This is a genomic window from Streptomyces sp. NPDC088794 (genome assembly GCF_044750545.1).
Classification (GTDB): Bacteria; Actinomycetota; Actinomycetes; order Streptomycetales; family Streptomycetaceae; genus Streptomyces.
The window spans coordinates 284,590-311,104 of sequence record NZ_JBIVKB010000014.1; the positions used below are offsets into that span (position 1 = coordinate 284,590).

General features: G+C 71.8%; 21 protein-coding genes. 7 read left to right on the forward strand and 14 right to left on the reverse strand.

The window, feature by feature from the left end:
* Positions 1–148: 148 nt before the first annotated feature.
* Entirely contained in the window at positions 149–511 is a 363-nt protein-coding gene (locus ACIP6U_RS34425) for a helix-turn-helix domain-containing protein (protein WP_124000724.1), read from the reverse strand.
* A gap of 123 nt (positions 512–634) precedes the next feature.
* On the opposite strand from ACIP6U_RS34425, the gene ACIP6U_RS34430 reads away from it, so the two are divergent.
* The 3 genes from ACIP6U_RS34430 (at position 635) to ACIP6U_RS34440 (ending at position 5,939) form a co-directional block, all read left to right on the forward strand.
* A complete protein-coding gene (locus ACIP6U_RS34430) occupies positions 635–3,814 on the forward strand; it encodes an AfsR/SARP family transcriptional regulator (RefSeq protein ID WP_401726077.1) in 3,180 nt (1,059 codons plus the stop codon).
* A 121-nt stretch (positions 3,815–3,935) separates the two neighbouring features.
* Positions 3,936–4,844 carry an SGNH/GDSL hydrolase family protein gene (locus ACIP6U_RS34435; protein ID WP_401726079.1) on the forward strand — a complete coding sequence of 303 codons (909 nt, stop codon included), beginning with the start codon at positions 3,936–3,938 and terminating at the stop codon, positions 4,842–4,844.
* A gap of 174 nt (positions 4,845–5,018) precedes the next feature.
* Positions 5,019–5,939 carry a hypothetical protein gene (locus ACIP6U_RS34440; RefSeq protein ID WP_401726081.1) on the forward strand — a complete coding sequence of 307 codons (921 nt, stop codon included), beginning with the start codon at positions 5,019–5,021 and terminating at the stop codon, positions 5,937–5,939.
* Between the two features lie 52 nt (positions 5,940–5,991).
* Here ACIP6U_RS34440 and ACIP6U_RS34445 read toward each other — a convergent pair whose 3' ends face one another.
* Positions 5,992–6,375: a hypothetical protein gene (locus ACIP6U_RS34445; protein WP_401726083.1), complete on the reverse strand. Its 384-nt coding sequence runs from the start codon at positions 6,373–6,375 to the stop codon at positions 5,992–5,994.
* A 133-nt stretch (positions 6,376–6,508) separates the two neighbouring features.
* Entirely contained in the window at positions 6,509–7,960 is a 1,452-nt protein-coding gene (locus ACIP6U_RS34450; RefSeq protein ID WP_401726085.1) for a PLP-dependent aminotransferase family protein, read from the reverse strand.
* 116 nt (positions 7,961–8,076) lie between these two features.
* Between ACIP6U_RS34450 and ACIP6U_RS34455 the strand changes: the two genes are divergently transcribed.
* Positions 8,077–8,667 (forward strand): TIGR03086 family metal-binding protein, encoded by a 591-nt coding sequence (locus tag ACIP6U_RS34455; protein ID WP_401726087.1) that lies wholly within the window; start codon positions 8,077–8,079, stop codon positions 8,665–8,667.
* Positions 8,668–8,764: 97 nt separating this feature from the next.
* Positions 8,765–9,640, forward strand: a complete 876-nt coding sequence (locus tag ACIP6U_RS34460) for a DUF3592 domain-containing protein (RefSeq protein WP_401726089.1) — start codon at positions 8,765–8,767, stop codon at positions 9,638–9,640.
* Here the strand turns inward: ACIP6U_RS34460 and ACIP6U_RS34465 are convergent.
* Genes ACIP6U_RS34465 through ACIP6U_RS34480 form a run of 4 tightly spaced genes read right to left on the reverse strand, consistent with a single transcriptional unit; the run spans position 9,633 to position 15,204 of the window.
* Entirely contained in the window at positions 9,633–10,883 is a 1,251-nt protein-coding gene (locus ACIP6U_RS34465; RefSeq protein ID WP_401726091.1) for a CHAT domain-containing protein, read from the reverse strand. The genes ACIP6U_RS34460 and ACIP6U_RS34465 overlap by 8 nt on opposite strands.
* A 17-nt stretch (positions 10,884–10,900) precedes the next feature.
* Complete coding sequence (locus tag ACIP6U_RS34470; RefSeq protein ID WP_401726093.1) at positions 10,901–12,598, reverse strand: hypothetical protein; 1,698 nt, start codon at positions 12,596–12,598, stop codon at positions 10,901–10,903.
* Positions 12,599–12,601: 3 nt separating this feature from the next.
* Positions 12,602–13,825 carry a hypothetical protein gene (locus ACIP6U_RS34475; RefSeq protein WP_401726095.1) on the reverse strand — a complete coding sequence of 408 codons (1,224 nt, stop codon included), beginning with the start codon at positions 13,823–13,825 and terminating at the stop codon, positions 12,602–12,604.
* A complete protein-coding gene (locus ACIP6U_RS34480; RefSeq protein ID WP_401726097.1) occupies positions 13,825–15,204 on the reverse strand; it encodes a hypothetical protein in 1,380 nt (459 codons plus the stop codon). The genes ACIP6U_RS34475 and ACIP6U_RS34480 overlap by 1 nt, the downstream gene beginning before the upstream one ends.
* Positions 15,205–15,317: 113 nt before the next feature.
* On the opposite strand from ACIP6U_RS34480, the gene ACIP6U_RS34485 reads away from it, so the two are divergent.
* Positions 15,318–15,743, forward strand: a complete 426-nt coding sequence (locus tag ACIP6U_RS34485; RefSeq protein WP_401726099.1) for a hypothetical protein — start codon at positions 15,318–15,320, stop codon at positions 15,741–15,743.
* Positions 15,744–15,911: 168 nt separating this feature from the next.
* Here the strand turns inward: ACIP6U_RS34485 and adh are convergent, their stop codons facing one another.
* The 7 genes from adh to xylB form a co-directional block, all read right to left on the reverse strand.
* A complete protein-coding gene (gene adh / locus ACIP6U_RS34490) occupies positions 15,912–17,435 on the reverse strand; it encodes an aldehyde dehydrogenase (protein WP_401726101.1) in 1,524 nt (507 codons plus the stop codon).
* A gap of 144 nt (positions 17,436–17,579) precedes the next feature.
* Positions 17,580–18,911, reverse strand: a complete 1,332-nt coding sequence (locus tag ACIP6U_RS34495; RefSeq protein ID WP_401726103.1) for a GAF domain-containing protein — start codon at positions 18,909–18,911, stop codon at positions 17,580–17,582.
* A gap of 71 nt (positions 18,912–18,982) precedes the next feature.
* The gene (locus ACIP6U_RS34500; RefSeq protein WP_401726105.1) at positions 18,983–19,582 is read right to left on the reverse strand and encodes an N-acetylmuramoyl-L-alanine amidase; all 600 of its coding nucleotides are present in this window, start codon (positions 19,580–19,582) and stop codon (positions 18,983–18,985) included.
* Between the two features lie 56 nt (positions 19,583–19,638).
* Positions 19,639–20,652 carry an acetamidase/formamidase family protein gene (locus ACIP6U_RS34505; protein WP_401726107.1) on the reverse strand — a complete coding sequence of 338 codons (1,014 nt, stop codon included), beginning with the start codon at positions 20,650–20,652 and terminating at the stop codon, positions 19,639–19,641.
* Positions 20,649–22,133, reverse strand: a complete 1,485-nt coding sequence (locus ACIP6U_RS34510) for an APC family permease (protein ID WP_401726109.1) — start codon at positions 22,131–22,133, stop codon at positions 20,649–20,651. Before ACIP6U_RS34510 ends, ACIP6U_RS34505 begins: the two co-directional genes overlap by 4 nt.
* 196 nt (positions 22,134–22,329) lie before the next feature.
* Positions 22,330–23,574, reverse strand: coding sequence for an ROK family protein (locus ACIP6U_RS34515; protein WP_401726111.1), 1,245 nt, complete (start codon positions 23,572–23,574; stop codon positions 22,330–22,332).
* A gap of 37 nt (positions 23,575–23,611) precedes the next feature.
* Positions 23,612–25,051 (reverse strand): xylulokinase, encoded by a 1,440-nt coding sequence (xylB, locus tag ACIP6U_RS34520; RefSeq protein ID WP_401726113.1) that lies wholly within the window; start codon positions 25,049–25,051, stop codon positions 23,612–23,614.
* Positions 25,052–25,266: 215 nt separating this feature from the next.
* Between xylB and xylA the strand changes: the two genes are divergently transcribed.
* The gene (xylA, locus tag ACIP6U_RS34525; protein ID WP_401726115.1) at positions 25,267–26,433 is read left to right on the forward strand and encodes a xylose isomerase; all 1,167 of its coding nucleotides are present in this window, start codon (positions 25,267–25,269) and stop codon (positions 26,431–26,433) included.
* The last annotated feature ends 82 nt before the right edge of the window (positions 26,434–26,515 follow it).

Consider the following 26,515-nt stretch of genomic DNA (forward strand, 5'->3'; position numbering starts at 1 on the left):
TCTCCTCGGCAGGTGCGGTGGGCCGACGAGGACCGGCGGCCACGACGCGCACGGTACCTATCAGGAGGTAGTAACCATCAAGGGAGTCTACTTCCCAATAGGAACTATTGAGGTGGGGCCGCTGAGAGGAGTCCAGGATGCCGTCGGATCAGGCGGATTCCGGGAACCGGTCGATGTTCTGCTCCACCCAGGTGCGCAGATGGGAGAGCGGCGCGCAGGCGTCCTTGCCGAGCGGGGTCAGGCTGTACTCCACGCGCGGCGGCACCTCCGCGTAGATCTGCCGGTCGACCAGCCCGTAGTCCTCCAGCCGGCGCAGCGTCTGGGTGAGCACCTTGGGGCTCACGCCCTGCAACCGGCCGCGCAGTGCTCCGAAGCGCTGAGGCCCTTCCTCCAGCGCGCCCAGCGCGAGAGCGCTCCACTTGTTGGCGAGCAGGTCCAGCATGTCGCGGCAGGGGCAGGCGGCCGAGTAGACGCTCTTGGGGTCGTCGCAGAGGCCCGATGTCTTCGTCATACGGCAACAGTACCCAACGGGAACCAATGTGCCTTGCCGGTAACCACACCCCTTCTCGTACGGTCACGGGCAGGTTCGGAGACCCCGGATTCGAACATCGGAACCGCTGATGAAGGCTGACGCATGAACGATGACGCCCTGCACCTCCGACTGCTCGGCCGCCTGGAGCTGGCCGACGGGAGCGGTGCCATCGCGCTGCCGGGCGCCGTCTCCCGTGCGATCGTCGGCCGGCTGCTGCTGGCCGGCGGAGCGGTCGTGCGCCGCGACACCCTCATCGACGAGCTCTGGGCGGACCGCGACGCCAAGGACCCGGTCAACGCGCTCCAGGTCCAGGTGGCCAAGCTGCGCGCGGCACTCGCGACCCGCGGCCAGGAGGGGCGGCTCCAGTCGCGGCACGGAGGGTACCGCTTCGCCCTCGGACCGGACGACGAACTCGACACGCTCCGTTTCGAGGCGGCGGTCCACGAGGGGCGCGAACACTTGGCGGCCGGGTCGCACCGGCGGGCGGAGGACGTTCTTCGCAGGGGACTCGCGCTGTGGCAGGGCCGCGCACTGGACGGACTGAAGGGCCGGGTCTTCGACGCCGAGCGGCTGCGCCTCGAGGAACTGCGCCGCAGCGCACAGGAGGACGCCGGCGCCGCGGGCCTCGAACTGGGCCGCGCGGAGGAACTGATCCCCGAACTGACCGCGCTCGTCTCCACCGCACCCCTGCGCGAGCGCTCCCGGGCCCGCCTGATGCTCGCGCTCCACCGCTGCGGACGCCGCGCCGAGGCACTGGACGTCTACGAAGCGGGCCGCAGCCTGCTGAGATCCGAGCTGGGCGTCGACCCGTCGCCCGAACTGCGGTCCCTGCACGCGGAGTTGCTGACAGCCGACCCGCACCCCGGTACGGCGACCGCGGACGCCGTACGGTTGTCCCCGGCGCCCCCCGATTCCCCCGCGACGCCCGCCGACTCCCGCCCGACGCCCGCCGAGGGCGGCCCGGACCACCCGCTGGGCCCGTTCGTCGGCCGCGGCGCGGAACTCGACCGACTGCGTGCGGTCCTCGACCGCGAGCGGCTGGTCACCGTCGTAGGACCGGGCGGTGTCGGCAAGACCCGCCTCGTCCTCGAGGCCTGCGTGCTGACCGAGCCCTCGTACGACGGTGTGTGGTGGGTCGATCTGGCCGCCGCCGACGGCGTGGGCGTCCTCCCGGCGATCGCCGCGGCCCTGGGCCTCTCGGACGCGTCGGTCCGCCCCGACCAGCCCCCGCACGACTACGTGCACCGGCTCACCTCGTTCCTGGCCGGACGCCGGGCGCTCCTCGTGCTCGACAACTGCGAGCACCTGCTCGACGCGCTCGCCCCGCTCGTGGCCGTCCTGCTCGGCCGGGGCCCCGCACTGACCGTCCTGGCGACCAGCAGAGCACCGCTGGCCATCGCGGGCGAGACGCTGTACCCCCTGGCACCGCTGCCCGACGGCGAAGCCGCAGAACTCTTCCGCACCCGAGCCGTCATGATCGACCCGTCCTTCACCGTGGACGAGACGGCGATGGACGACATCCGCTCACTGTGCCGCAGACTGGACGGCCTGCCGCTCGCGGTCGAACTCGCCGCCGCGCACGTGCGGTTGCTGCCGGTACGCGAGATCGAACTCCGCCTCGACAACCGCTTCGCCCTGCTGGCCAAGGGGAAGCGGACCGCTCCCGCCAGACACCGCACCCTGCGTGCCGTCCTCGACTGGAGCTACACCCTCCTGGACACCACCGAGCAGCGGGTACTGACCGAACTCGCCCTGTACGTCGGCGGCTGCGCCCTGGACATCGCCGAGACGGCGATCCCGCTGCCCGGGCCGTACCACCACGAGATCCTGCACGTGCTGGCCCAACTCGTCGACAAATCCCTGCTGTTCACCGTCTCGACGCCCGACGGGAGCCGGCTTCGGATGCTGGAGACGGTCCGCGAGTACGCGCTGGACCGGCTCCGGGAGGAAGGACGGGCGGCCGAGGCGGAGGAACGCTTCATGGCCTGGGCCCTGAGTTCCGTACCCGAGAGCACGGACGGGATCGCGCCCGGCGACCAGGGCGAGTGGAACAGACGGCACACCGCGGAATCCGCCAACATCCGGGCGGCCTCCGACCTCATGATGGCCCGGTCGAGAACGGCTCAGGCGCTGCGGCTGGAAGCACGCCGGGGCAGCTACTGGATCATCAGTGGCCGCGAGGAAGAAGGGATCGACCGGCTCCGGCGCAGCCTGCGGGCGTACGACACCGCGGCCGGACAACGGATGGCGGCACCCACCGAAGAGGACGAACGAGCGCTCTTCTACGCCCTCGCCTGGCTCGTCTGGCTCAACCACGTGGTCGGCCGGCACGCCGAGGGCAGCTGCTTCATCAACCGGTACAGGACGGCCTGGCGCCAGGCGAAGAACCCCGACCTCGCCGTCCTGGGGCCCTGCTACGAGCCGCTCCACGCCATGCTGAAGGGGCAGGCCGACGTGGAGGAACTCTTCGTACGGGCCGAACAGGGCGTAGCGGGCACCGAGTTCCACTGGGAGCGAGCGATCCTCCTGACCAACTGGACGACGTACTGCCTCCAGGTCGGCGACATCGACGGCGCCCGCGGCCATGGCCGGGCCGCCGTCTCGTCGGCACGCGCCTCCGGCGACGACTTCGCCACGGCATGCTCCCTCACGCTCCTCGGCGACGCCGACGAGAGCGCCGGCCTCCGCGACCACGCCCGCGCGCACTGGACCGAGGCGGCCCGCATCCTCCGTTCCATCGGCGCGCGCGGCCAGTACGCGTACGCCGCCCTCAGGAACGTGTGCCTGGACATCGCGGAGGGAGCGGTCGAGAGGGCGGAGATCCGGCTCTCCGAGGTGATCCGGCTCGCCGACGACCTGAGCGCCGACGACCTCCGGGCGGCGGCAGCCATCCTGCGCGGAGCACTGGCCTTCCACGCGGGCCGCTTCCCGGACGCGCAGGCGATCTTCGCCGGTGTCTGGGACAGCCCCACGGCACCTCTCGACCGCCGAGCGATGTCCGCCGTCGGCCTGGTGGCGGTGGCGACGTTCGGCCCACCCACCCCCTCGGCCGCCACCGACGCCCGGCGGTGGATGGACCGCGCCCGCGAGGCACTCGACCGTGTCCGCGAGCCGCTGGCCCGCCGCGCGGTGGGCGCCCTGCTGGACCAGCTGGACGCCTACGTCGAATCCGGCCCCAGCGGCGAGATCGGAGCGGACCGGGTCCGGGCCTGGCTGGCCGGCAACCCGTCCGTACTGGCCGGCTTCACCGGCGTCCTGAACGGCCCGGGCCGGCACCGCTGACCCGTCCTCAGTAACAACCAACAGCAGTACCCATCAGTACGTGAACCTCCTTGACGCACAAGCCGTTTGACGTTTCGCCAGGACAATGCCCCACCCTTCGGGGCCCGACGAATGGAAGGTCTTGAACAAGCAGACCAAGAGATCCCCCGGCCGGCGCGGCCTGCTGCGCGGCGCCCTGGTGGCGAGTTGCGCGCTGGCCCTGTCCGCCGCGGGCGCGACAGCGGCGAGCGCCTCGACACCCGCCCCACGCACCGTCGACTACGTCGCGCTGGGCGACTCGTACGCCTCCGGCCCCGGCATCCCGACCCAGGTCGACACCGCGTGCGCGCGGTCCGACCGGAACTATCCGTCGCTCCTCGCGGCGGCACGGAACTGGCGGCTGACCGACGTCAGTTGCTCGGGCGCCACGACCACCGCCCTTGCCGGGCAACAGGGTGCGCAGCCGCCGCAGCTCGACGCACTCGGTGCGGACACCGACCTGGTCACCCTGACCATCGGCGGCAACGACCTCGGCTTCTCCAACAACCTGGCCACCTGCGCCGGCCTGACGTCCAAGGACCCGACGGGCCACCCCTGCCAGACCTTCTTCACGAGCGACGGCACCGACTGGCTGGCGCAGCGGGTCAACGACATCGCCCCCAGGATCACCGCCGCGCTGGACGCCGTACGGGAGCGGGCTCCGTACGCCAAGGTCGTGGTGGTCGGCTATCCCGACCTGTTCCCGGACGACGGGGTCGGCTGCACGGGTTCCGCCGTACCGCTCGCGGCCGGTGACTTCGCCTACCTGCGGGACACCGAGAAGAAGCTCAACTCGATGCTCGCGAGCCAGGCGTCGGCGAACGGCGCGGGGTACGTCGACACCTATACGCCCACGGTGGGTCACGACATGTGCCGGCCGGCCGGAGAGCGCTGGATCGAACCTCTGGTCGCGACGGCTCCGGCCGCACCCGCGCATCCCAACGCCCAGGGCCAGCAGGCCATGGCCGCTGCGGTCGAGCACGCCCTCCACTGCCGCGCGTACCGCCGTTGATCCGAAGGGGAGAGGGAAGGGGGTGTCGGCTGTCCCGGGAGAGCAGACACCCCCAACTCCCGTGATTTCGCGGCCTCGTGAACCTCTTCGTGGCCACGCCCGTAGCCAGTGCAGTGCCCGCGGCGATCCCGTGGGCCACCGATCGTCGACGCACAGGAACGGATGAACTCAACAATGAGATCCAGGACCGCGATGCGCTTCCCGCTCGACCGTCCCGCCCGCTCGCTCGACCGTCCCGCCCTTTCTCTCGGCAGCCGTGTGGGCACGCTGGGCGTCTCGCTCGCCCTCGGCGCGTTGCTGGCGTCGGGCACGGCAATCTCCCTCGCCGCTCCGGCCGTTGCCGCGACGGGAGACGTCAAGTGCCCGTCCACGGCGTGTGTGCAGGTGGCGTCGGGAGCCGGTTCCCCGGTGGGCATCGCTCCCGACAACGCCGGGTCGGTGTATCTGGCGTACTCCGGAGGCGATCTGCTCAAGCTCGACCTGGCCACCGGAGCGCTCAGCACGATCACCACCGGCCTGGGCAACCTCCGCGGGGTGGCCGTCGCCGACGGCAACGCGTACATCACCAACTTCGAGGGCACGCTTCAGCAGGTCTCCCTCGCCACCGGCAGTCGCCGTACCCTGGCCGCCGGTCTGCCCTCGCTCTTCGGCGTGACGCGCGTCGGCACCACCACCTATGTCACCGACGGCGACGGGGAGATCGTCGCGGTCCCGGACGGCGGGGCGGCGCGCGTGGTGGCCACGGGTCTCGGGTTCTCGTACGGCATCGCGTTCGACAAGGCGGGGCTCGCCTACACCGCGGACATGATGACCGGCCGCATTCTGCAGACGAACGTGGCCACCGGTACGACCCGCACGCTGGTCACCCAGACCTACGAACCCACGTCGATCTCCGTCGGCCCCGACGGCCTGGTCTACTTCATGGTGGCCAACGAGGTGAAGCGCGTGAACCCCACCACCGCGGTCCAGGCCCACGTCACCAATCTCGTCGGGATCGGCAGCTTCAGTTTCTCGCTGGCGGCGTCCGGGGACGCGTACACCGCCGGCAACGGCAACGACGGGCTGTGGCGGATCATCGGCCTGACCGCGCGATGAGCCGCTAGGACCCGTTCGGAGTCACCCCTGGTCCTGGCGCCCTCCGGTCACGTCACGCGTGCGTACCGGTGAGCCGCGCCGTCAGGAACTGTCCGGCGCTGTCCAGCGCGGCGATCGCTTCGTCGAGGAGCGGACCGTGGCCTGGAAGACCTGCGGTACCCCAGGGGTGACCTCCAACGTGACCTGTACGTCCGACGCGGCGGCGACATGACAGGACGTAGACACCACCGTGGAAGTACATGACGACGTACCGGGGTTCGACCCCGTCGACCGTGATCTCGGTGACGGGAACACCGCTCAACTCGCCCGATGTCACGGTCACTTCGGGTGACAGCGGCTGCACCGACGTCAACTCGCGGAGCAGACGCCGTAGTTCGTCGACGGAACTGTCTACGGGGAAGAGGGCCTCCGCCCGCGCCGACCACCACCGCCACACGTTCGCTCATGAGTCCGCCTCCTTGCCGGCGTCGTGCTCCGGCCGCTTGCCAGGTTCGCCGCGGGAGAGGTGAGCGGTCCTCACCGGATTCCGGTGATCTCACGGCCCCAAGTGCCGGGTGCCTCTTGCTCGTTCAGCGGTCCTGGCACGGGCTCAGCACCCGGAGCAGGCCCGCCTCGATGTCCGGCGCGCCGATCGCGCCGTAGCCGAGCGCGAGGCCCGGTCGCGCGGAGCGGTGCGCGGCGACCTCCGCCAGCGTGTGGACCGCCACACCGGACGCGCGGGCGTGGCGAACCTGGGCCAAGAGGGCGTCGGGGTCGGCGAGTGGGCCCCGGGTGAAGGCGGTCACGTGCAGGCCCGCGGCGGACGGCACCAGCTCGACCAGGTCCCCGTGGTCCCCGGTGAGCGCGCGAGTGACGACCTCGTGCCGGGTCGCGTAGACGTGCTGCATCCGACGCACGTGCCGGGCCAGCCGCCCGTCGTCGATGAAGCGGGCGAGCGCCGCCTGCGTGGGAACCGTCGTGTGCCAGTCGGCGGTGTACTTGGCGGTGCGCAGTGCCGTGCGCAGCGGGGCGGGCGCCACCAGGAAGCCGACGCGCAGGGACGGCAGCATCACCTTGGAGAACGACCCCACGTAGATGACATGACCGTCCCGGTCCAGACTGTGCAGCGTCTCGACCGGCCGGCCGCCGAACCGGAACTCGCTGTCGTAGTCGTCCTCGATCACCGCCGCGCCGTGCCGTCGAGCCCATCCCAGCAACGCGGTTCGGCGCCGCAGGGACATCGGCATGCCGAGCGGGAACTGGTGGGCGGGGGTGACGTACACGGCACGGGTGTCCGCCGGCAGGGCGTCCACCACGAGACCTTCGTCGTCCACGGGTACACCCGTGACCTGGGCACCCTGCGCCAGGAACGGCAGCCGGGCCGGTGGATAGCCGGGTTCTTCCACGGCCACCCGGTCACCCGGTTCGAGCAGCACCCGCCCGATGAGATCCAGGGCCTGCTGCGTGCCGGTGGTCACCAACACATCGTCCGGGTCGGCCCGTACGCCACGGGAGAGTCCGATGTGCCGGGCGAGTGCGGCCCGCAGTCCGGCGTGGCCTGCCGGATCGCCGTATCCGGCCGACCCGGACGCCGAGAGGCGCAGTTCCCGGGCGATCAGGGGCCGCCAGGCGTCGTACGGGAAGAGCCGGGCGTCGGGCAGGCCGACCCGGAAGTCGTGGCTCGCCGGGGTCGGTCCGGTGGTCGGCGGGATCGACCAGGGGGACAGGCTCGACCACAGGGCGCGCGGGCGCAGTCCCGGTCCGGTGGGTTCAACGGCCGTCTCGGGCGAGCCCGTTGGCAGCCCGGCCGACCGCACATAGGTCCCGGAGCCGACCCTGCTGTCCGCGTAGCCCTCTGCGACGAGCCGTTCGTAGGCGACGCCGACGGTGTTGCGGGCCACCGCGAGGCGGCGGCTCAACTCCCGGGTCGGAGGCAGCGGTTCACCGGGCCGCAGCAGTCCGTCGTGGATCGCGGCGCGCAGTTGGCGGTAGATCTGACCGGACAGGTCGCGCTGCCCGTCGAGCCTGACGTGCACGTCCATCTCGGTTTTCCACTCCCGGGGTTGGGCTGCTGTCGACCGCCGGCTGTCGATTGGCCCAATCAGTTGGTGTCCTATTGGCTCTGGAGCTGGGCCGCTGGCGATTTTACGCTCCGGCCATGGACATACGAGGACTGGACCGCCAAGCACTGTTACTGGCCGGGGAGTTGGTCTCCCAGCTGAAGACCGATCAGCTGAGGCTGGCGACGCCGTGCCCGGACTGGACCCTGTACGGACTGCTGCGCCATCTGGTCTGCCAGAACGAGGGCTTCGCCGCCTCCGCGCGCGGTGCGGGGGAGCCGTGGGCCGTCTGGCGCGACGGGGACCTCGGCGACGATCCGGCGGGAGCGTACGAGGCGTCGGTGGAGGAGGTCACGGCGGCGTTCGCCGAACTCGACGTGCTGGAGCGGCGGTTCGCGCTGCCGGAGGTGGGCGAGGGCTTCGCCGTCCCCGGGCGACTGGCGCTCGGCTTCCACCTGCTCGACTACGTGGTGCACGCCTGGGACATCGCGGTGACGATCGGCGCCCCGTGGGAGCCCGCCGCCGAACTCACCGCCGCCGCGCTGGACATCGCCGCCCTGGTCCCGGACGAGGGCCGTGGAGCCGGAGCCGCGTTCCGCCGCCGGCTTCCCGTCCCGGACGACGCCGAGCAGGGCGACCGCCTGCTCGCCCTGCTCGGCCGTGACCCGTCCTGGATCTCCCCGGTCTAGAGGAAGCCGAGCTTCTTCGGGGAGTATCACAAAAGGGCTGGTCGGCCCGGCTCGAACCTGGGATCGGTAGGAGTCCCGGCAGCGACAGCCTCGCCGTATGGACGTGCAGACGATGCTCGGGCTGTGGTGGACGGTGCCCGCAGGGCTGGCGTTGGCCGGTTACGTGTGTTCGCTGGCCGGGCTGACCCGGCCGCAGCGGGCGGTGTGGGTGACGGCTCGGGTCGTGGAGGTGCACGCGCCGGGACATGGTGAGCCGGGGAACGACGGGATACCGGTGACGATCGAGTACCAGGACCCGGGCACCGGGCGGGAGTTCAGGCTGCGGCACGAGAACAAGCGGGGCGACCGGGTGCTGGTGGCCTGGGTGGGGCAGGAGTTCCCGGTCCGGTTTCCGCGGCGGCGGCCGGAGCGGTTCCATCTCATGCTGGACAGCGAGGGGCGGACCTCCGGGACCGGCGGGCCGAACTGCATGGTGATCCTGCTGGTGTTGGGGCTGGTCGTCCAGTCGTTCTTCGCGTGGGGCTGGCAGTGGGGGCTGATCTGCGTCGGTGGACTGCTGCTGCTCGTCGCCGCGTTGAGCCGGGACGGCGAGTACGCCCGCGCCCGCGCCGCCCAACTGGCCGCCGGCGTCACCGTCCAGGGCCGCGTGGTCGCCGTCACCAGGGACCTCTACTCCGACGGCGAAGGCGGCGAGAGCGTCAGCCACGCCTCCGTCGTCGCCTTCACCACCCACGAGGGCGTCGAGGTCACCGCGCTGTGCACGCAGGGCATCCGGAACATCGCCAGGTCCCTCGGCCGTGACATCCCCCTCCGTTACGCGCCCGCCGACCCGTCCCTCCTCACCGCCGACCCCGACCACGAACGCCATGAGCGCGCGTCGAACATCAAGTTCATCGCCACCCTGCTGGTCGCCGGGACCGCCTCGATCGGGATGGGCGCGTACTGCCTCCACCACCCCTGGCCCCTCACCTGACGATGCAGGTCAGGGCCGCCCAGAGGAGGGGCGAGTGCTCGATCCGGCCGTCGGCGCGCCACTGGTCGAGCAACTGTCGTTGCCAGACGCCGAGATGCCGGACCGGGTCGTGGTCCTCGTGGGCCGCGTCCACGGCGACCACGGCCTCCGTGAGCGGCCGAACGGACTCCGGCAGACCGGCCAGGCGGTGGAAGGCGAAGCTGGTGGGGAGCACCCAGCGGGTGGCGGTGACGAGGTGGGCGCCGTTGTGGATCATCGCTGTCGCCAGGCCGAAGGACTCGGCGAAGCGGAGATCGCCGCCGCTCTCGCAGGCGATCAGCGCGACGCGCGGCGGTGCGGGCCAGAGGTGAGCGCCCGGCACACCGTCCGCGCGCAGCGGGAGCGTGCCCAGGAGAAGGTCCTTGGCGGACAACGGGCGGTGGGTGCGCACCGGTTCGGCCATCCCCGTGGTCTCAGGGCCGCAGCACAAGTGAAGGGTGACGTCCTCGCTCTGCCCGCCCTCGACCGGGGCGCCGCTGACGTGACCGACGTACATCAGGCGACGGGCACCCTTGCGCAGCGCCTCGCCCAGCCAGTCACGGTCGAGGTCGATGCGACGGAAGGCTTCGGCGGGGGTGGCGACGGACGGTAGGACGGTGCCCGCGTCGAGCCTCCGCCGCACGAGGGACAGCAGCGCCGGGTCCGAGACGGGCTGCCCCAGGACCGAGCCGAGCGGGGAGTCGGCGCGGAAGCCGGGGACACGGGGGTCCAGGACGAGAACCACGGCGTCCGAGTCCGGGTCCGGGTCCTGATCGGTCGGGGTGGTGCCCGCCCGCCGTAGCGACGCCGGTGCCGTGGTGGCGATGTCCACGAGGTCGATCAGGCGTACGTCGCTGTCGTCACCGTCCACGGCCAGCAGCTCCCACGGGACCTGGGCGACCCGGGGCGACGGCTGGAGCCGCATCAGCGGACGGCCCAGCTGGGCCGACACCTGGCGGATCTGGTCGGTCAGGCCCGGCGGCCACAGCACCTCGGCCAGCATGCGGGCGAGGCGGAACTCCTCCTCGTACGTGGCCAGTGCGCCGGACGCGAACACGCGCCGCATGCCCTCCGTACCGCCGCCCGGCAGTTCGGCGGCCAGCGCACGGATGGCCTCGTCCACGTCCGCCCCCGGGGCGTACCCGGTGCCGAAGCCCTGCGCCCCGCGGGTCCACGTCCAGGTCATGTGCAGATCACCGGCGTCGGCGAGGCGGACCTGGACCACCGGACGGTTCGGGTCGGTCAGATCGTCGGCGGACAGAACGGCACCTCTTCCTCGCTCACGATCCGCCGGTGATAGCGGAACTCGGCTGCCTGGACGTACTCCTGGAGCGCGGTACGGCCGCCCGCCTCCGCCCACATCACGATCTTCGGCGGCGGTGCGACCCGCAGACCGACGGAGGCGGCGGCCTCGGCCGCGATGCCGCCCAGCGTCAGCGGAGCTCCGTCATCGGGGGCGTACGTCTTCATGGCGGCGTCCGTTTTCATGGCTGCGTCCGGGAAGACCGCGGCCGCCTTGCCGGTGGTGGAGGTACGGCTCAGTGCCAGGGAGGCGCCCGCGCACCGGTGTTCCACCAGCTCGAAGATCAGCCCCTGGTCGTTGCTGCGGAGGGCCAGACGGAAGACCAACTGCATGGCTTCGTCGGCCAGTTGGAGCCACTGGCTGCGAGCGTGGGCGGTGGCGAAGTCGTAACGGGCCGCTTCCAGTGTCAGGGCGGCGGGCAGGGCGAGGGAGAGCGCGTTGGCGAGCGAGGCGCGTTCGTGGACGCCGTGGTCGGTCCGGTTCAGGTTGTCCTCAAGGGTGCGCGCGAGCATCAGGTCCACCTGGGCGCACCGCTCGTACACCCCGCGCTCCTGGTACACGTCCCGCGCGCCCTGGGCCAGCCGCTTCATCTCGTCGATGTCGCCCCGCTCGTACGCGTGCCGGGCGCCCAGCAGCATGGTGTCGGCGGCGGCGATCGAGGCACCGACCTGCTGGAAGCGGGCCAGGCTGGACGCCGTCAGAGCGGCGGCGCCGGCCGCGTCCCCGCGGTGCGCGGCGATGGCGGCACGGGCCTGTTCACAGACCGCCAAGTCCTCGGCCTGGCCCTGCCGTTCGAAGATCTCGGCGGCCGCCGCGTACAACTCCTCCGCGCGGTCGAGGTCTCCGGCCCGCAGCGCCGCGTAGGCTCGGTGGGAGAGCACCTGTTGGCGCCCCGCGTGGTGGCCCAGCGCCAGATAGGCCTCCTCCGCGCGGGCGAAGTAGTCCTCCGCCTGCTCGAACCGAACCGTCGAGGCGCAGACGACCCCCAGGCAGTCCAGCAGATACGGCTCGGCCGACGGCGCGTCGGCCAGCAGGGCCGAGGCCAGCTCCTCGGCCGCGCCCCACGCACTGCGGTCGATCAGCAGATGCACCCGGCTCAGGCCGATCTCGGCGGTACGCAGTCCCTCGGGGTCGTCGAACTCGGACAGCAGGGCCGTCGCCTCGTCCATCGCTTCCTGCGCCTCGTCGAACTGCCCGGTCCTGCGCAGCAGTTCGACTCTGGCCAGGAGTGTCTTCAGCAGGACTTCCAGCCACAGCCGGCGGCCGTTCGGTCCCATCGGCACGGACGCGATGCCCCGCACCAGATCGAGGGATTGCCCGATGGACAGGCCCGCCCCGGGCAGATCCGTGGCCGCGAGCTGAACCGTCCCGATGTCGGACAACAGATGCCCGCGCAGGAGCTGTACGTCGGGGGAGTCCTCGAACGACTCGGCCACGGCGAGGAGTTCGCCGTAGACGGCCAGCGCGGCCGGGAGATCCGGGGTGAGTTGATGGCGCTCGGCGAGCGCGAAGCCGCTGTCGAAGGGCTCGCCGTAGCTGAGCGCCGCTGCCTGCTCTTCGTGTTCCGCCGCGTCTTGCGGGCCTTGAGGGTCTTGAGCGGCTTGAGGGTCTTGAGGGTCTTCCGGCTCTTCCGACACGGGCTAGAAGTCCTCCTCCATGGCAGTGGCGGCCACGATCTCGGCGACGAAGGGGAGGTCCGGGTGGGCGGCCTCGTTGTCGTGCGGTGCCGCCGCGACGCCGAGCCGGTGCCGGGCCAGGGCTCGTACCGCCTCACGTGCCGCACGATCATCGGCGGCGCCCGGTCCCGGGTCGAACCCCGGCAGCAGGATGCCGACTTCGATGCCCGGTGTCGTCGAGGCCGGGATGTCCAGGTCCGCCCGGCCGGCCCACATGTCCTCCTGCCTGGCCAGCAGCACGCGGTTCGGCGGGCTGCCGTCCACGCGGACCTCCGCCGCGAGGCGCACCTCGCCCGAGGGGGCCGCGCTGTCGGCGACGACCTCGACCTCGATCCGCCGCTCGGCGCCGAGCGCGTACGCGGTCCAGGACACGGCGTTCTCGGCGGCGTCGACGAAGCCGGGCGGACAGCGGCACCAGTCGTTGGTCCCCGAGCCCCGGGCGACCACGCGGCCGGTCGCGGTGCGGAGACTGCCTGCCGCGAGGGCGAACTCCTGCTGCGCTACGAAGAGTTCGGCGAGGTCGAGCGTCGTGGCGGTTGTGGCGGCCGTCCTGTGGTCCTGTTCAAGGGTCGACCGGAGGCGCCGTAGCGACTCCCCGTCCAGCCCGGCGTTGTCGGCCGCGTCGTCGATCAGCCTTAGGACACGGTCCAGTTGGCGAGGCGGGGCTGCCGACCGTCGCCAACGGATCAAGGGGTCGAGCGCGGCCAGGTGCTCCTCCAGCAGTTCGGCACCCTCCAACTCGCCTGATTCATCGAAGAGTTGCTGGCATTCGTGGGCCAGTGCGGCCAACTCGAGGCCCAGTACGTCCGGTTCGAGCGCGGGAATCCCGTCCAGGTGCGACGTCGGCCACCAGCGGGCCGCCCAGTGCCCGAGGGCGAGGCGGGCGGCGGCCTCGGCGAGGGCGGTGGGCTGCTCGGGCAGCGCCGGCTCGGCGGCCGGGGTCCCCGACGCGAAGGCGTCGACAGCGGCGGCCGCACCCTCGCCGTAGACCGCCCACAGCCACTGCTGGGCCAGCCCCACGTCGTGGATCTCCGCTGCCGGCAGGCCTGTTGGGCCGAGCACGGGCCAGGTCAGGACAGCGCCCGCGACATCGAGAACGGCCCGGGTGAAGGCGGGCCCGGCGGCGGTTCCCGCGAGGCGTACGGTGCCGTCCTCGGCCCGAGTGATGGCACAGCGCTGGTCAGGCATCATGCGCTCCTCGGCTCGGCGGAGTGCGCGGCGCTCGCGGCGGTCGCCGACAGGGCGCGCAGTGCCGTACGGACTCGTGCGCGGTGGTCCATCATCACCGAGCGGGCGACCCCGTCGAGCACGCCCCAGGCCGATGCCGCGTCGGGCAGTGCCGCGTCGCGGACGTCGCGCCCGTGCAGCCGTACCCAGAGGCGCCGCATGTACGCGGTCCACGGGGTGCGCAGGTCCTGGGCGAGGGCGTTCAGCACACCGCCGTCCGGGTCGGGGCGGGGGGAGACGGTCATCCTGCGGGCGCGAAGAACCGAAGCCTCCCGCTGCCAGCGGGAGTTGACGATGCGGTGTGCCGCCGTCGACCCCGCCACGGAGGTCCCGGTGCCCAGCGGATCGAGGCCCACCGCGAGTCGGCCGCCGAGCACGACGGTGACGCGCAGGCTCTCGTCGTACAGGCCGAGCGGGGCGCAGCTGCGGCCGGCTTCCCGCCGGACGAGCTCGGGCACGGTCGGCAGTTGCTCGCGGTGGGCCGATGCCTGGAGCACGGTGAAGAGCCGCTCGAAGAGGGTGCGGTCGAACGGCGCGGGGAGTGTGGCGGTCGAGGCGCTCCGGCCGACCTCGGGGCGCGGGGGCACGCGGTGCGCGGTCAGTCCGAGGTGCGGGGGTACGTCGGCGCGGTCCCAGACGTCGACCGGGTGCGCCGCCCACAGGGCTCGCCCGACGAGGCTTCCGTGCCCGGCCCGGATCATGGCGGCGAAGGCGGGCGAATCGGCTCCCGCCGTCCCCGCCGCACCGCAGGCTTCGAGAACCTCGGCCGCCAGGCCCGTATCGAGGGGATCCGATACCGCTTCGCGTCCGTCCCACGCCGTCGCCAGCTCGGCGTCGAGCCGGGCGCGCCGGGCGGCGTCCGCCAGATGCTCCCTCAGCGCCTCCACGGTCCGTCCGCCGGAAGCGTCCACGACGTCTTCGAGTACCGCCCTCGCCACCGCGTCCGCGCCGGGTCCCGGCGCCCCGTGCTCGGTCGCCAGCTCGAAGCACCGCTGGAAATACAGGTCCTGGGGGTTGCCCGCCACGATCCCCAGGGCCCGGCGGGTCTTCTTCAGCAGCGTGAACCACCGTGCCGTCGCCTCCAGAACCGCGCCGGACTCCCGTATCAGCGCGTCGAGTCGCTCCGCCTCCTGTGCGTCGAGGAAGTCGGCGGCGAGCTCCGGACGCAGCGCGGGCCGGACGATCAGCGGCAGCACGATCAGCTTGACCGTCCGGGTCAGCGGCGCGCCACCGGGCCCGCTGAGCGCCTGGGGACCCGGCCCGAGGCCGCGCCAGGCCCTGTCGATGACCATGGCGCGCGGACGGCGCTCGCCGGTCGACGGCCGGCTCGGGGACGACATGATCAGAGCGTACGTCCTGGGGGAAGTGGTGGTCGAACCTGGGATCGGTAGGCGCTGCCCGCCTCCTAATGTCCACATCACCAGGCAGAACGGACCGGAAGGGCAGGCACAGCATGGGAATCTTCGGCAAGGGCAAGAGCCGCGAGGAGAAGGCCGCCAAGATCGCGGAGCAGATGGCGAGCGGTAAGGGTTTCTACGGCCGTATGACGCGCGCGACGCTCGCCAGTGAGGACTACGCCAAGCTCCAGCAGTCGCTCGGCGCGTACCACTCCGGTGCCACCGCGCAGCAGTTGCTCGCCATGGGCGCGCCGACGGTCCCCGCCGTAGTCGTGTCGATCAGCGACACCGGCAAGATGGTCAACTTCGACCCGGTCGTCGACCTGGTCCTCCAGCTGACCGGGGTCACCGCCGACCCGATCCGGCTCCAGACCCTCGTCTCGAAACTGCGCATCCCCCGCGCCGGTGACCAGATCCTTCTGATCGCGGACCCCGCCAACCCGGGCGGCTACCTCTACGCGGGAGACGGAACAACGCCGTGACGACAGCGCCGTCGGCCGAGAGACAGCGGCTCTGACGTGACCGACGGGGAGAACGGTCCCGCGCCGACACAGGTGTCGAAGGTCGGTCCCTGGGCGGCTGCCTGGAGCGCAACGAGGCGTCCAGGCAACCGACTTCGGGCTTTCGAAGACCCCGCCCTTCTTCGGGCTCTAGAAGAACCCGAGCTTCTTCGGGCTGTAGGAGACGAGCAGGTTCTTGGTCTGCTGGTAGTGCTCCAGCATCATCTTGTGGTTCTCGCGTCCGATCCCCGACTGCTTGTAGCCGCCGAACGCCGCGTGCGCCGGGTATGCGTGGTAGCAGTTGGTCCAGACGCGGCCCGCCTGGATCGAACGGCCCGCGCGGTACGCCGTGTTGATGTCCCGCGTCCAGACACCGGCACCGAGCCCGTACAGCGTGTCGTTGGCGAGCTTGATGGCGTCGTCGAAGTCGTCGAAGGACGTCACGGAGACGACCGGACCGAAGATCTCCTCCTGGAAGATCCGCATGCGGTTGTCGCCCTCGAAGATGGTCGGCTGGACGTAGTAGCCGCCCTTCAACTCACCGTCGTGGTCGATGCGTTCGCCGCCGGTGAGGACGCGCGCGCCCTCCTGCTTGCCGATGTCCAGGTAGGAGAGGATCTTCTCCAGCTGGTCGTTGGAGGCCTGGGCGCCGATCATCGTGTCGGTGTCCAGCGGGTGACCCGACTTGATCAGCTCGGTGCGGGCGACGGCCGCCTCCATGAACTCCGCGTAGTGACCGCGCTGGACGAGCGCCCGAGAGGGGCACGTGCACACCTCGCCCTGGTTGAGCGCGAACATCGTGAAGCCCTCGAGCGCCTTGTCGCGGAAGTCGTCGTTCTGCGCCCACACGTCGTCGAAGAAGATGTTCGGCGACTTGCCGCCGAGTTCCAGCGTGACCGGCTTGATGTTCTCGGAGGCGTACTGCATGATCAGCCGCCCCGTCGTGGTCTCACCCGTGAACGCGACCTTCGCCACCCGCGCGCTCGACGCGAGCGGCTTGCCCGCCTCGACACCGAAGCCGTTGACGATGTTCACCACACCCGGCGGCAGCAGATCGGCGATCAGGCTCATCCAGTAGTGGATGGACGCCGGGGTCTGCTCGGCCGGTTTGAGGACGACCGCGTTGCCCGCGGCGAGGGCGGGCGCCAGCTTCCACGTGGCCATCAGGATGGGGAAGTTCCACGGGATGATCTGCGCGACCACACCCAGCGGCTCGTGGAAGTGGTACGCCACCGTGTCGTCGTCGAGCTCGCCGACCGAGCCCTCCTGCGCGCGGATCGCGCCCGCGAAGTACCGGAAGTGGTCGATGGCCAGCGGGATGTCGGCCGCCAGCGTCTCGCGCACCGGCTTGCCGTTCTCCCAGCTCTCGGCGACCGCCAGCGACTCGAGGTTGGCTTCCATCCGGTCGGCGATCTTCAGCAGGATGTCCGCGCGCGCCGTCACCGACGTACGGCCCCAGCCCGGCGCGGCCGCGTGCGCCGCATCCAGGGCTCGCTCCACGTCCTCGGCCGTGCCGCGCGCGATCTCGGTGAAGGACTGCCCGTTCACCGGTGACGGGTTCTCGAAGTACTGCCCCCGCGCCGGCGGCACGTACTCGCCGCCGATGAAGTGGTCGTAGCGCGCCTGGTAGGAGACGATCGCGCCCTCGGTACCGGGCGCCGCGTAACGGGTCATGCTGGTCGGCCTCCTTCAGCACCGCCGCCCGCCGTTGGGCAGCGTTCCTCGGGACGCTAGGAGCGAGGACGTTGCAACTACGTTGCCGTGCCGCAGCGCACCTTGCCCCCACGGCACCCCCCTTCCCAGGGCACCGCCCATGTCCTACGGCGCCCAACCGCCCCGGCGCGACGCGGTTCCCGTCCAGTCCGCCGGCGCCGCCAACTCGGACTCCAGCGCCGCCAGCCGCGCCCGGACCGCCGCCGTCGGCCGGACCACGGACAGCGCCCGCCACACGTCGAGGTCGTCCTCGCCCCACGGCGCGTGCGCCCAGTCGGACAGCAGGTCGGGATCGCGGCGGGCGATCAACGCCGTACGCAGTCCGTCGGCGAGGCGGTGCCTGAGCCGCACCACCGCCGGGGCCCGGGACCCGGGCAACAACGGCCCGGTGTACGCCGTCGCGGCCGCGGTGACCGCCCCTGTCTCCAGCCGCCGCTCGACGACGGCGACGTCACTCTCCACGGGCACGGTGAGCCGGTACGGCCGCGAATCGAGCAGCCCCGGGCCCAGAACCCTGCGCAACCGGGCCAGTTCGGCGCGCAGCGTCACCGGCGTCACCGACTCGTCCTCGTACAGCGCACACAGCAACTCGTCGCCGGTCAGCCCCTCGGGATGACGGGCGAGCAGCACGAGGATCTCGCTGTGCCGCCGGCTGAGCCTTATCGCGTGCCCACCCGTGACCAGGTGCGCCTCGTCCCGGCCCAGCACCGTCAACTCCAGCGTGTCCGCGGCCGGCCACTCCGGCGCGAGCAGCGCCAACTGGCTCTCCGCCGCCCGCGCGACCGCCTGCACGAAGCCCAGGCTGTGCGGATGCGCCAGCCCGTCCCCGCCGGTGATGTCCACGGCACCGAGCACCCGCCCGGTGCGCGGATCGTGCACCGGAGCCGCCGCGCACGTCCAGGGCTGCACCCGCCGGGTGAAGTGCTCGGCGGCGAAGACCTGCACCGGCCGGTCGACCGCCACCGCCGTCCCCGGCGCGTTCGTCCCCATCGCCGTCTCCGCCCAACGCGCACCCGGCACGAAGTTCATCAGCCCGGCCTCACGCCGGGTCGACGCATGCCCCTCGACCCACAGCAGCCTGCCCTGCGCGTCGCACACCGCGAGCAGATGCTCGCCGTCGGCCGCGAACGTCCCCATGAGCTCACGGAACAGCGGCATCACCCGCGCCAGCGGATGCTCGGCCCGGTAGGCGCCGAGGTCACCGTCCGTGAGATCCACACTCGCCGTGCCGTCGGGCCCCACCCCCGCCCGCCTGGAACGCCGCCACGACTCGGCCACCACCGAACGCACCGGCCGAGGCACCGTGCCCTTCTCGGTGAACGTCTCGTGCGCGCGACGCAGCATCCGCGCGTGCTCGGCAGGGTCGGCCCCCGGTTCGAGGGCCACCCACGGATCGGTCAACTGGGCCTCCTCGAAGGGCGATGCGGTTGGGGACATCGTCACTCCGGGTACGCGCGCCGACAACCTTTTCGACCGGGCCCACCGCAACGATGCGCGTCGGCTCGCCCTCAGGCGAAGTTGACCAGCCTTATGTAGCGCGTCCAGTCCCAGTTGGGCCCGGGATCGGTGTGGTCCGTCCCCGGCACCTCGTAGTGACCGATGATGTGCGCCCGGTCCTTGGCGATGCCGTACTTGGTGCAGATCGCCGCCGTGAGTCTCGCGGACTGCTCGTACAGCGCGTCGGTGAACCAGGCCGGTTTGTCCACCCACCCTTCGTGCTCGATGCCGATGCTGCGTGTGTTGTAGCTCCAGTTCCCCGCGTGCCAGGCGACGTTGGCCTCCCGGACGCACTGCGCCACATGACCGTCGGCGGACCGCACCAGGTAGTGGGCGGACACTTTCTTCTGCGGGTTCTTGAAGATGGCGAGCGTGTCCGTGTACGTCTCCTGCGTGACGTGGATGACCACGCGGTTCACGGCGTAGGAGGCGGGGCGGTCGGACACCGTGTAGTTGGAGGTGCTCGCCGGCTGCCATTCGGCGCCCGGATAGTCGCCGGCCAGGGACTGCGCGCCGGCCCGTGTGTCGGGGAGTAACGCGTACGGGACGGCGGCGAGTGCGGTGCCCTTCAGGAACCGTCGCCGGGTGGTGCTCGGTCTCGCTTGCTCCATCGAGCCGCGCCTTTCGGTCGTGACGTGTCTTTCGGCCGTGGGGTGTGGCGGGCCGCTCAGCCCAGCAGCGTGGCCGCGGTCTCCCGCAGCCGCGCATGCACTCCGCGGTGAGTCTCGCGCGCCGGCAGCCACTGCTTGCGGAGCTTGGCCACGCACGTGTAGTTCGTGTCGCACACGTTGGCCAACGGCGACTCCACGGCCTGGGTCGCGAACTGGTACGCGTCCAGCTCGCTGAACCCGTAGTCGCGCACCAGCCACTGCACCAGGTCGAGCTGGGATATCCGGAACGCGTCCTCCAACGGACGAGCCGAGCCCGTCGAGATGATGTGCGTGTCGGACTCGATGCGCGGCCACGGGGTGGCGATCCCCTTGAGCAGCTCGACGATCACCATCGTGTTCATCGCGCACTCGACGGCGACGCCACAGGTCTCGCCCTCGCCCTGCCTCGCGTGTCCGTCACCCAGGCTGAGCAGCGCGCCCTCCACGTTCACCCCGAGGTAGCAGGTCACGCCCGCCCGCATCTCCGGTGTGTCCATGTTCCCGCCGTGCGCGTCGGGCACCAGGGCCGAGCGCACCTCCAGATTCGCGGGCGCCACACCGACCGTGCCGTGCATGGGGTCCATCGGCAGCTCGGCCTCGAAGTCACTGTCGTGCGCCCGGAACAACGCCGTGCGCCGCGTCCGGTCCAACTGCCAGATCCACACGGTCTCCGGCAACGGCGGCTGGAGCGTGGCCGTGGTGTGCGTGGAGGTCAGCGCGCCGAACAGCGGGACCGTGGTCGACGCCGCCCAGTCCCGGGCCGGCTCGATCGACACGAAGTGCACGGCCACCGTGTCGCCCGGCTCCGCGCCCTCGACGTGGAAAGGGCCCGTCTGCGGATTGAGGAACGGGAACTCGCACACCTCGGACACCAGGTCCTTCTCGGACCGCACCCGCCCCGCGAAGCAGTCCTCGGTGTACAGGTCGAGAACCGTGCCGGGCGCGATCCGGGCGACGGGCGGCGCGCCGCCGAACGTCCAGGCGTACTCGCCCGGTTCGGGCCGTACCGTCAGGATCCTGGGGTCGTTCATCGCTGTGCTGCTCCGTTCTGCGGAAGGCCGCTCGGGGTGGGGTCGTCGAGATGGACACGGGCGGTCTCGGCTATGCGCTCGGGATGGCGCCGCATCAGCACGACGAGGACCACGATCCCGGCCGCCATCCACACCCCGACGACCGGGCCCGCGTAGGACACCGGGGCGGTCAGTTCGGAGACGAAGTCGAAGACGGGCAGGCCCGCGGCGGTCAGCAGGGCCGGCACGAACGCGACGATGCCGAGGACGGGCAGCACCAGGTGCCGCACCGGTTTGAGCTTCGCCCGCCCGCGGCGCAGGAAGTAGCCGGCACAGGCCAGGTTCACGACGATGTACACGCCGATCACGACCGTGACGATCACCGTGGCCAGCAGCAGGAACGCGGTCACAGGGTCGTAGCCGAACCCCAGCCCGAGCACCGCGCCGACCGCCACCACCGTCTGCACGGCGATACCGGCGACGGGGGAGCGGTACCGGGGATGGAGCGAGGCGAAGAGGCCGGGCAGGACGCGTATGCGGGCCAGGGCGAAGGCCGTCCGCGTCGAGACGTTGGCGCACGCGTTGGCGTTGGCGATCGTGGAGTTGACCACCGCGAGGAACACCAGCACCCAGAAGAAGCCGAAGGATGCCCGCGCGACTCCCTCCCAGGACGCGTTCCCGGATGCGCCGAAGGCCGCGAAGCGGTCCGGCCCGAAGTACACCGTCATGGCATACGTCGTGACCACGTAGAACAGGCCGATCGACAGAGCCGCGCCGAGCACCGCGCGGTGCATCGTGCGGCGCGGGTTCCTCGTCTCCTCCGCCAGCGGTGCCGCGGCCTCGAATCCGGCGAAGGCCAGCACCGTGTACACCGACCCGGCGAAGACCCCGCTGATGCCCTCGTGGTCCGCGGGCGTGTGGGACGTGCCGAACACCGACAGGGTGTTGTCTCCGCCGGCCTTGCCGATCAGCCAGACGGCGAAGACGAGGAAGACGAGCACCTCGAAGACGCCGAGGACCGTACCGAACCGGGCCGACGCGCGTACCCCGAAGTAGCCGGCGGCCGCGATGATCGCCGCGCCCGCGAGCGCCCACGGCCACCACAGGTCCGTTGGGTACGAGGACCACTCCTGGTGCAGCGTCCCCGCGGTGGTGAAGCCCAGTTGCAGAAGCAGCAGCGGAGGGATCAGCGCCTCGACGAACACGTAACCCCAGCCGACGAGGAAGCCCACGGCGGGGTGCAGGCCCTGCGCCGCGTACGTGGCCACCGAACCCGCGCTCGGGAGTTCCCGCGCCAGCTCGGCCACGCAGGACGCGGTGAACAGACAGGCCACGAGTGCGATCAGAACCGCGAGCGGCAGACTGCCGCCCGCGAAGGCCGCACCGGACGGAATGGACGCGGCGACCGCCGCGGCCGGTGCCATGGCCGTGATGCTCTGGAACAGGACCTCGCGCAGTCCGATCGCGTCCGGCCTGAGGCCCGCTTTCGCTTCCCCCGACATGTGAATCCCCCTCAATCCACGCCGACTTGCTCGGCATCGCCCGTCGGAACGGGTGTGCCTCGCGTGAATCACGGTACGGCGCTCGTGGGTCGGGCAGAAGGGCACAGCGTGGTTCGGTGGACGACGCCTCGACTGTGGATAACTCGCTCACCCGCAGGGGTGAACAGCACCGGATTCAGCGGAGATTGGGGCGGGGTCAGGCCCGTCCCGCCACCGCCGTCGGGTCGTCGAGGACCGCCCGTACCACCGAGTGCGCGGCGCCCAGCAACGGCCCGTCGGACCCCAGCCGCGACACCGACACCGGACAGGCCGGCCCCGCGGTGCGCCGGTCCAACTCCGCCTCCAGCGAGGGCAACAGCCAGGGCGCGAGCCCGGCCAGCGCACCGCCGAGCACCACACTCTCGGGGTCCAGCAGATTGACCGCCCCGGTCAGCGCGATGCCGAGTGCCGTGCCCGCGTCCTGCAGCGCACGCCGTACGTCCTCGTCGCCCGCCGCCGCCCGGTGCGCGAGCAGCCCGACCCGGTCCTCGCCCGGCTCCAGGCCCGCCGCGCGCAACACCGCCTCCTCACCGGCGTACTGCTCCAGACATCCGCGCCCGCCGCACGCGCACCCGGGTCCGTCCGGCCACACCGGCACATGCCCCAACTCGCCCGCGAAACCGCGCGTTCCGCGCAGCAGCCCGCCGGCCACGACGACCGCCGCGCCGATGCCGATCTCCGCCGACACGTGCAGGAAGTCCAGTGGAGTGTCCTGGCCGAGCCAGAGTTCGGCGAGCGCGCCGAAGTTGGCCTCGTTGTCGACGGTCAGCGGGAAGTCCGTGGGCAGCAGCGCGCCGAGATCGGTGTCGTGCCAGTCGAGGTTCGGGGCGCGCATGACCGTGCGGGCGTCGCGCGCCACCAAGCCCGGGACGGCCACCGCCAGACCCGCGGGCCACAGCCCCTCGCGCTCCGCCTCGGCGACGACCCGGCGTACCAGGTCGGTGAGTTCCTCGATCACAGGGCCGGGGGAGCGGCCGCGGTTGGCGCCGTGCCGCACGGCTCGCGCGCGGACCTGCCCGCGCAGATCGACCGCGCACACCGCGAGATGGTCGACACCGATCTCGGCGCCGATGCCGGCGGGACCGTGCCCGCTGACGGCGAGTGCCGAGCCGGGACGGCCCACGCGGCCGGGCCGCTCGGGGCCCAGCTCTTCGAGCAGGCCCGAGCGGATGAGTTCGTCGACCAGGGTCGACACGGCCGCCCGGGTCAGACCGATGCGCGAGGCCACGGCGGCCCGGGAGAGCGGCCCCTCGGCGCTGACGGCGTGCATGACCCGGGCGAGATTGCGGCGGCGCATGCCCTGCTGCGTGTCGGGCAGCGCCCGCGCGGTGCCGACCGGACGGGCCTCGTGCGACGGCCGCCCCGGGCCGTCGGGGTGGGCCTCGTGCAGCGGTGCGGTCATGCCTGGGTCAGTCCTCGGTCGCCGTCCGTCGGGGAGTTCAGTCGGTCCCCCGTTCCAGCAGCGGGGCCGCGTCGGAGAGTACCCCGGCGATCCTGGCCAGCGTCGCCTCGTCCCGCTCCACCGCTTCGAGGACCGGTCCCGCGGCCGTGTTCCAGCGCCGGGCGACGGCGGCCGGATCCTCGCCGGTCAGCACGCCCGCCGCCTGCGCCGCGGCGCCGAGCGCGACCAACTCCTTGGCCTCGGGCACCTGGACGGCCCGGCCCGAAAGACGGCGTACGGTCTGCTGCCAGGCCGCGCCCCGGGCGCCGCCGCCGATCAGCAGAAGGGGAGCCGAGCGGTCTGCGTCCTCGTCGAGGACCAGGTCCAGCGCCCCGAGCAGGGAGTGCACCGCGCCGTCGTAGGCGGCCTGCAGCACCTGGCCCCCGGTGGTGTCGTGGCGCAGCCCGTGCAGCAGGCCCGAGGCGTTCGGCAGGTTCGGGGTGCGCTCGCCGTCCAGGTAGGGCAGGAGCGTGACGCCGGTGACGGGTTCGACGGCCTCGCGGTCCAGGCCCAGCAGGGCGGCCACGCGGTCGACGGCGAGCGTGCAGTTCAGCGTGCAGGCCAGCGGCAGCCAGTCCCCGTGGGCGTCGGCGAAGCCGGCCACCGTGCCCGTCGGATCTACGGGCCGTCGCTTGGAGACGGCGTACACCGTGCCCGAGGTGCCGAGGCTGAGCACCGGTGTGCCGGGACGCAGCCCGAGGCCGAGCGCGGCGGCGGCGTTGTCACCGGTGCCGGGAGCCACCAACGTGCCCTTGGAGAAGGGCAGTTCGTGGCTGTCGCGTACGGTCCCCGCCACCTCGCCGGGCCGTACCACGCGCGGCAGCAGCGCCGGATCGAGGCCTACGTGCGCGAGGGTCTCCTGGTCGTACGACTCCGTCCCGGCCGCCCACCAGCCCGTGCCGGAAGCGTCACCGCGGTCGGTCGTGCCCTGTCCCGTGAGGCGCTCGGTCAGGTAGTCGTGGGGGAGACGCACCGCCTTCGTGGCACGGACCGCCTCCGGTTCGTGCTCGGCCAGCCAGGCCCACTTCGTGACCGTGAAGGACGCCCCGGGCACACTTCCGGTGCGCTCCGCCCACGCCTTCGGGCCGCCCAGCTCCTCGATCAGCCGACGGGCCTGCGGCGCCGAGCGCACGTCGTTCCACAGGAGAGCCGGGCGCACCGGCTCGCCCCGCTCGTCCAGCGTCACCAGACCGTGCTGCTGGCCGCCGATCGACACCGCCGTCGCCTCGCGCGCCGCGTCACCGCACTGGCGCAAGGCCTCGCACAGCGCGTCCCACCACTGACGGGGGTCGCTCTCGCGGCCCGCCCCGGAGGAGACGGTGTGCGGCGCCTGACCGCTCGCGACGATCCGGCCGGTGGCCGCGTCGACGACGAGCGCCTTGGTGGACTGGGTGGACGTGTCCACGCCGACGACGAGCGGACCCTCGGCTGCTGACATCGGGCTCTCCCTTTTTCCGCGGCTCTGCGGGCTCTGACCTGCTGTTTCGAGGGCGCCAAGGCCTGGGCGACCCGGACCGCACCCCTTCGGGGACATCTTGTCCCTTCCCAGGGATGCGTCCGCATACTAATTTGTAAACCGCCATGACGAAATAGTCGCAAGCGAGCAGTCACCGGCAATCAGTGAGCAGTCGCAAGCAATCAAGGAGCCGCGGCATGAGCTACCAGCCCACCCCCGACGACAGGTTCACCTTCGGGCTGTGGACCGTCGGCTGGCAGGGAAGGGACCCGTTCGGCGACGCCACGCGGCGTGCCCTCGACCCCGTAGAGTCCGTGCAGCGCCTGGCCGAGCTCGGCGCCCACGGTGTCACCTTCCACGACGACGACCTCATCCCCTTCGGGTCCTCGGACAGCGAGCGCGAGTCCCACATCAAGCGCTTCCGCCAGGCACTCGACGCCACCGGCATGAAGGTGCCGATGGCCACCACCAACCTCTTCACCCACCCGGTCTTCAAGGACGGCGCGTTCACCGCCAACGACCGCGACGTGCGCCGCTACGCGCTGCGCAAGACCATCCGCAACGTCGACCTGGCGGTCGAACTCGGCGCGCAGACCTACGTCGCCTGGGGCGGCCGCGAGGGCGCCGAGTCCGGAGCCGCCAAGGACGTGCGCGTGGCCCTCGACCGCATGAAGGAGGCCTTCGACCTCCTCGGCGAGTACGTCGTCTCCCAGGGCTACGACCTGCGCTTCGCGATCGAGCCCAAGCCGAACGAGCCGCGCGGCGACATCCTCCTGCCGACCGTCGGCCACGCCCTCGCGTTCATCGAGCGCCTGGAGCGCCCCGAGATGTACGGGGTCAACCCCGAGGTCGGTCACGAGCAGATGGCCGGGCTGAACTTCCCGCACGGCATCGCGCAGGCCCTGTGGGCGGGCAAGCTCTTCCACATCGACCTCAACGGCCAGTCCGGCATCAAGTACGACCAGGACCTGCGTTTCGGCGCCGGCGACCTGCGTGCCGCCTTCTGGCTGGTCGACCTCCTGGAGACCGCCGGTTACGCCGGTCCCCGGCACTTCGACTTCAAGCCGCCGCGGACCGAGGACCTCGACGGCGTATGGGCCTCGGCGGCGGGCTGCATGCGCAACTACCTCATCCTCAAGGACCGCGCCGCCGCCTTCCGCGCCGACCCGGAGGTCCAGGAAGCCCTGAAGGCCTCGCGCCTGGACGAACTCGCCCAGCCGACCGCCGCGGACGGCCTGCAGGCGCTGCTCGCGGACCGCGGCGCGTTCGAGGAGTTCGACGTCGAGGCGACCGCCGCGCGCGGGATGGCCTTCGAGCACCTCGACCAGCTGGCCATGGACCACCTGCTGGGGGCCCGCGGCTGACACCGTCGGCACCTGTCGCACGCGCACGCGTGTGTGGCTGACACCGCTCGTACACGCGTGCACGCGTGTGTGCTTGCGGCGA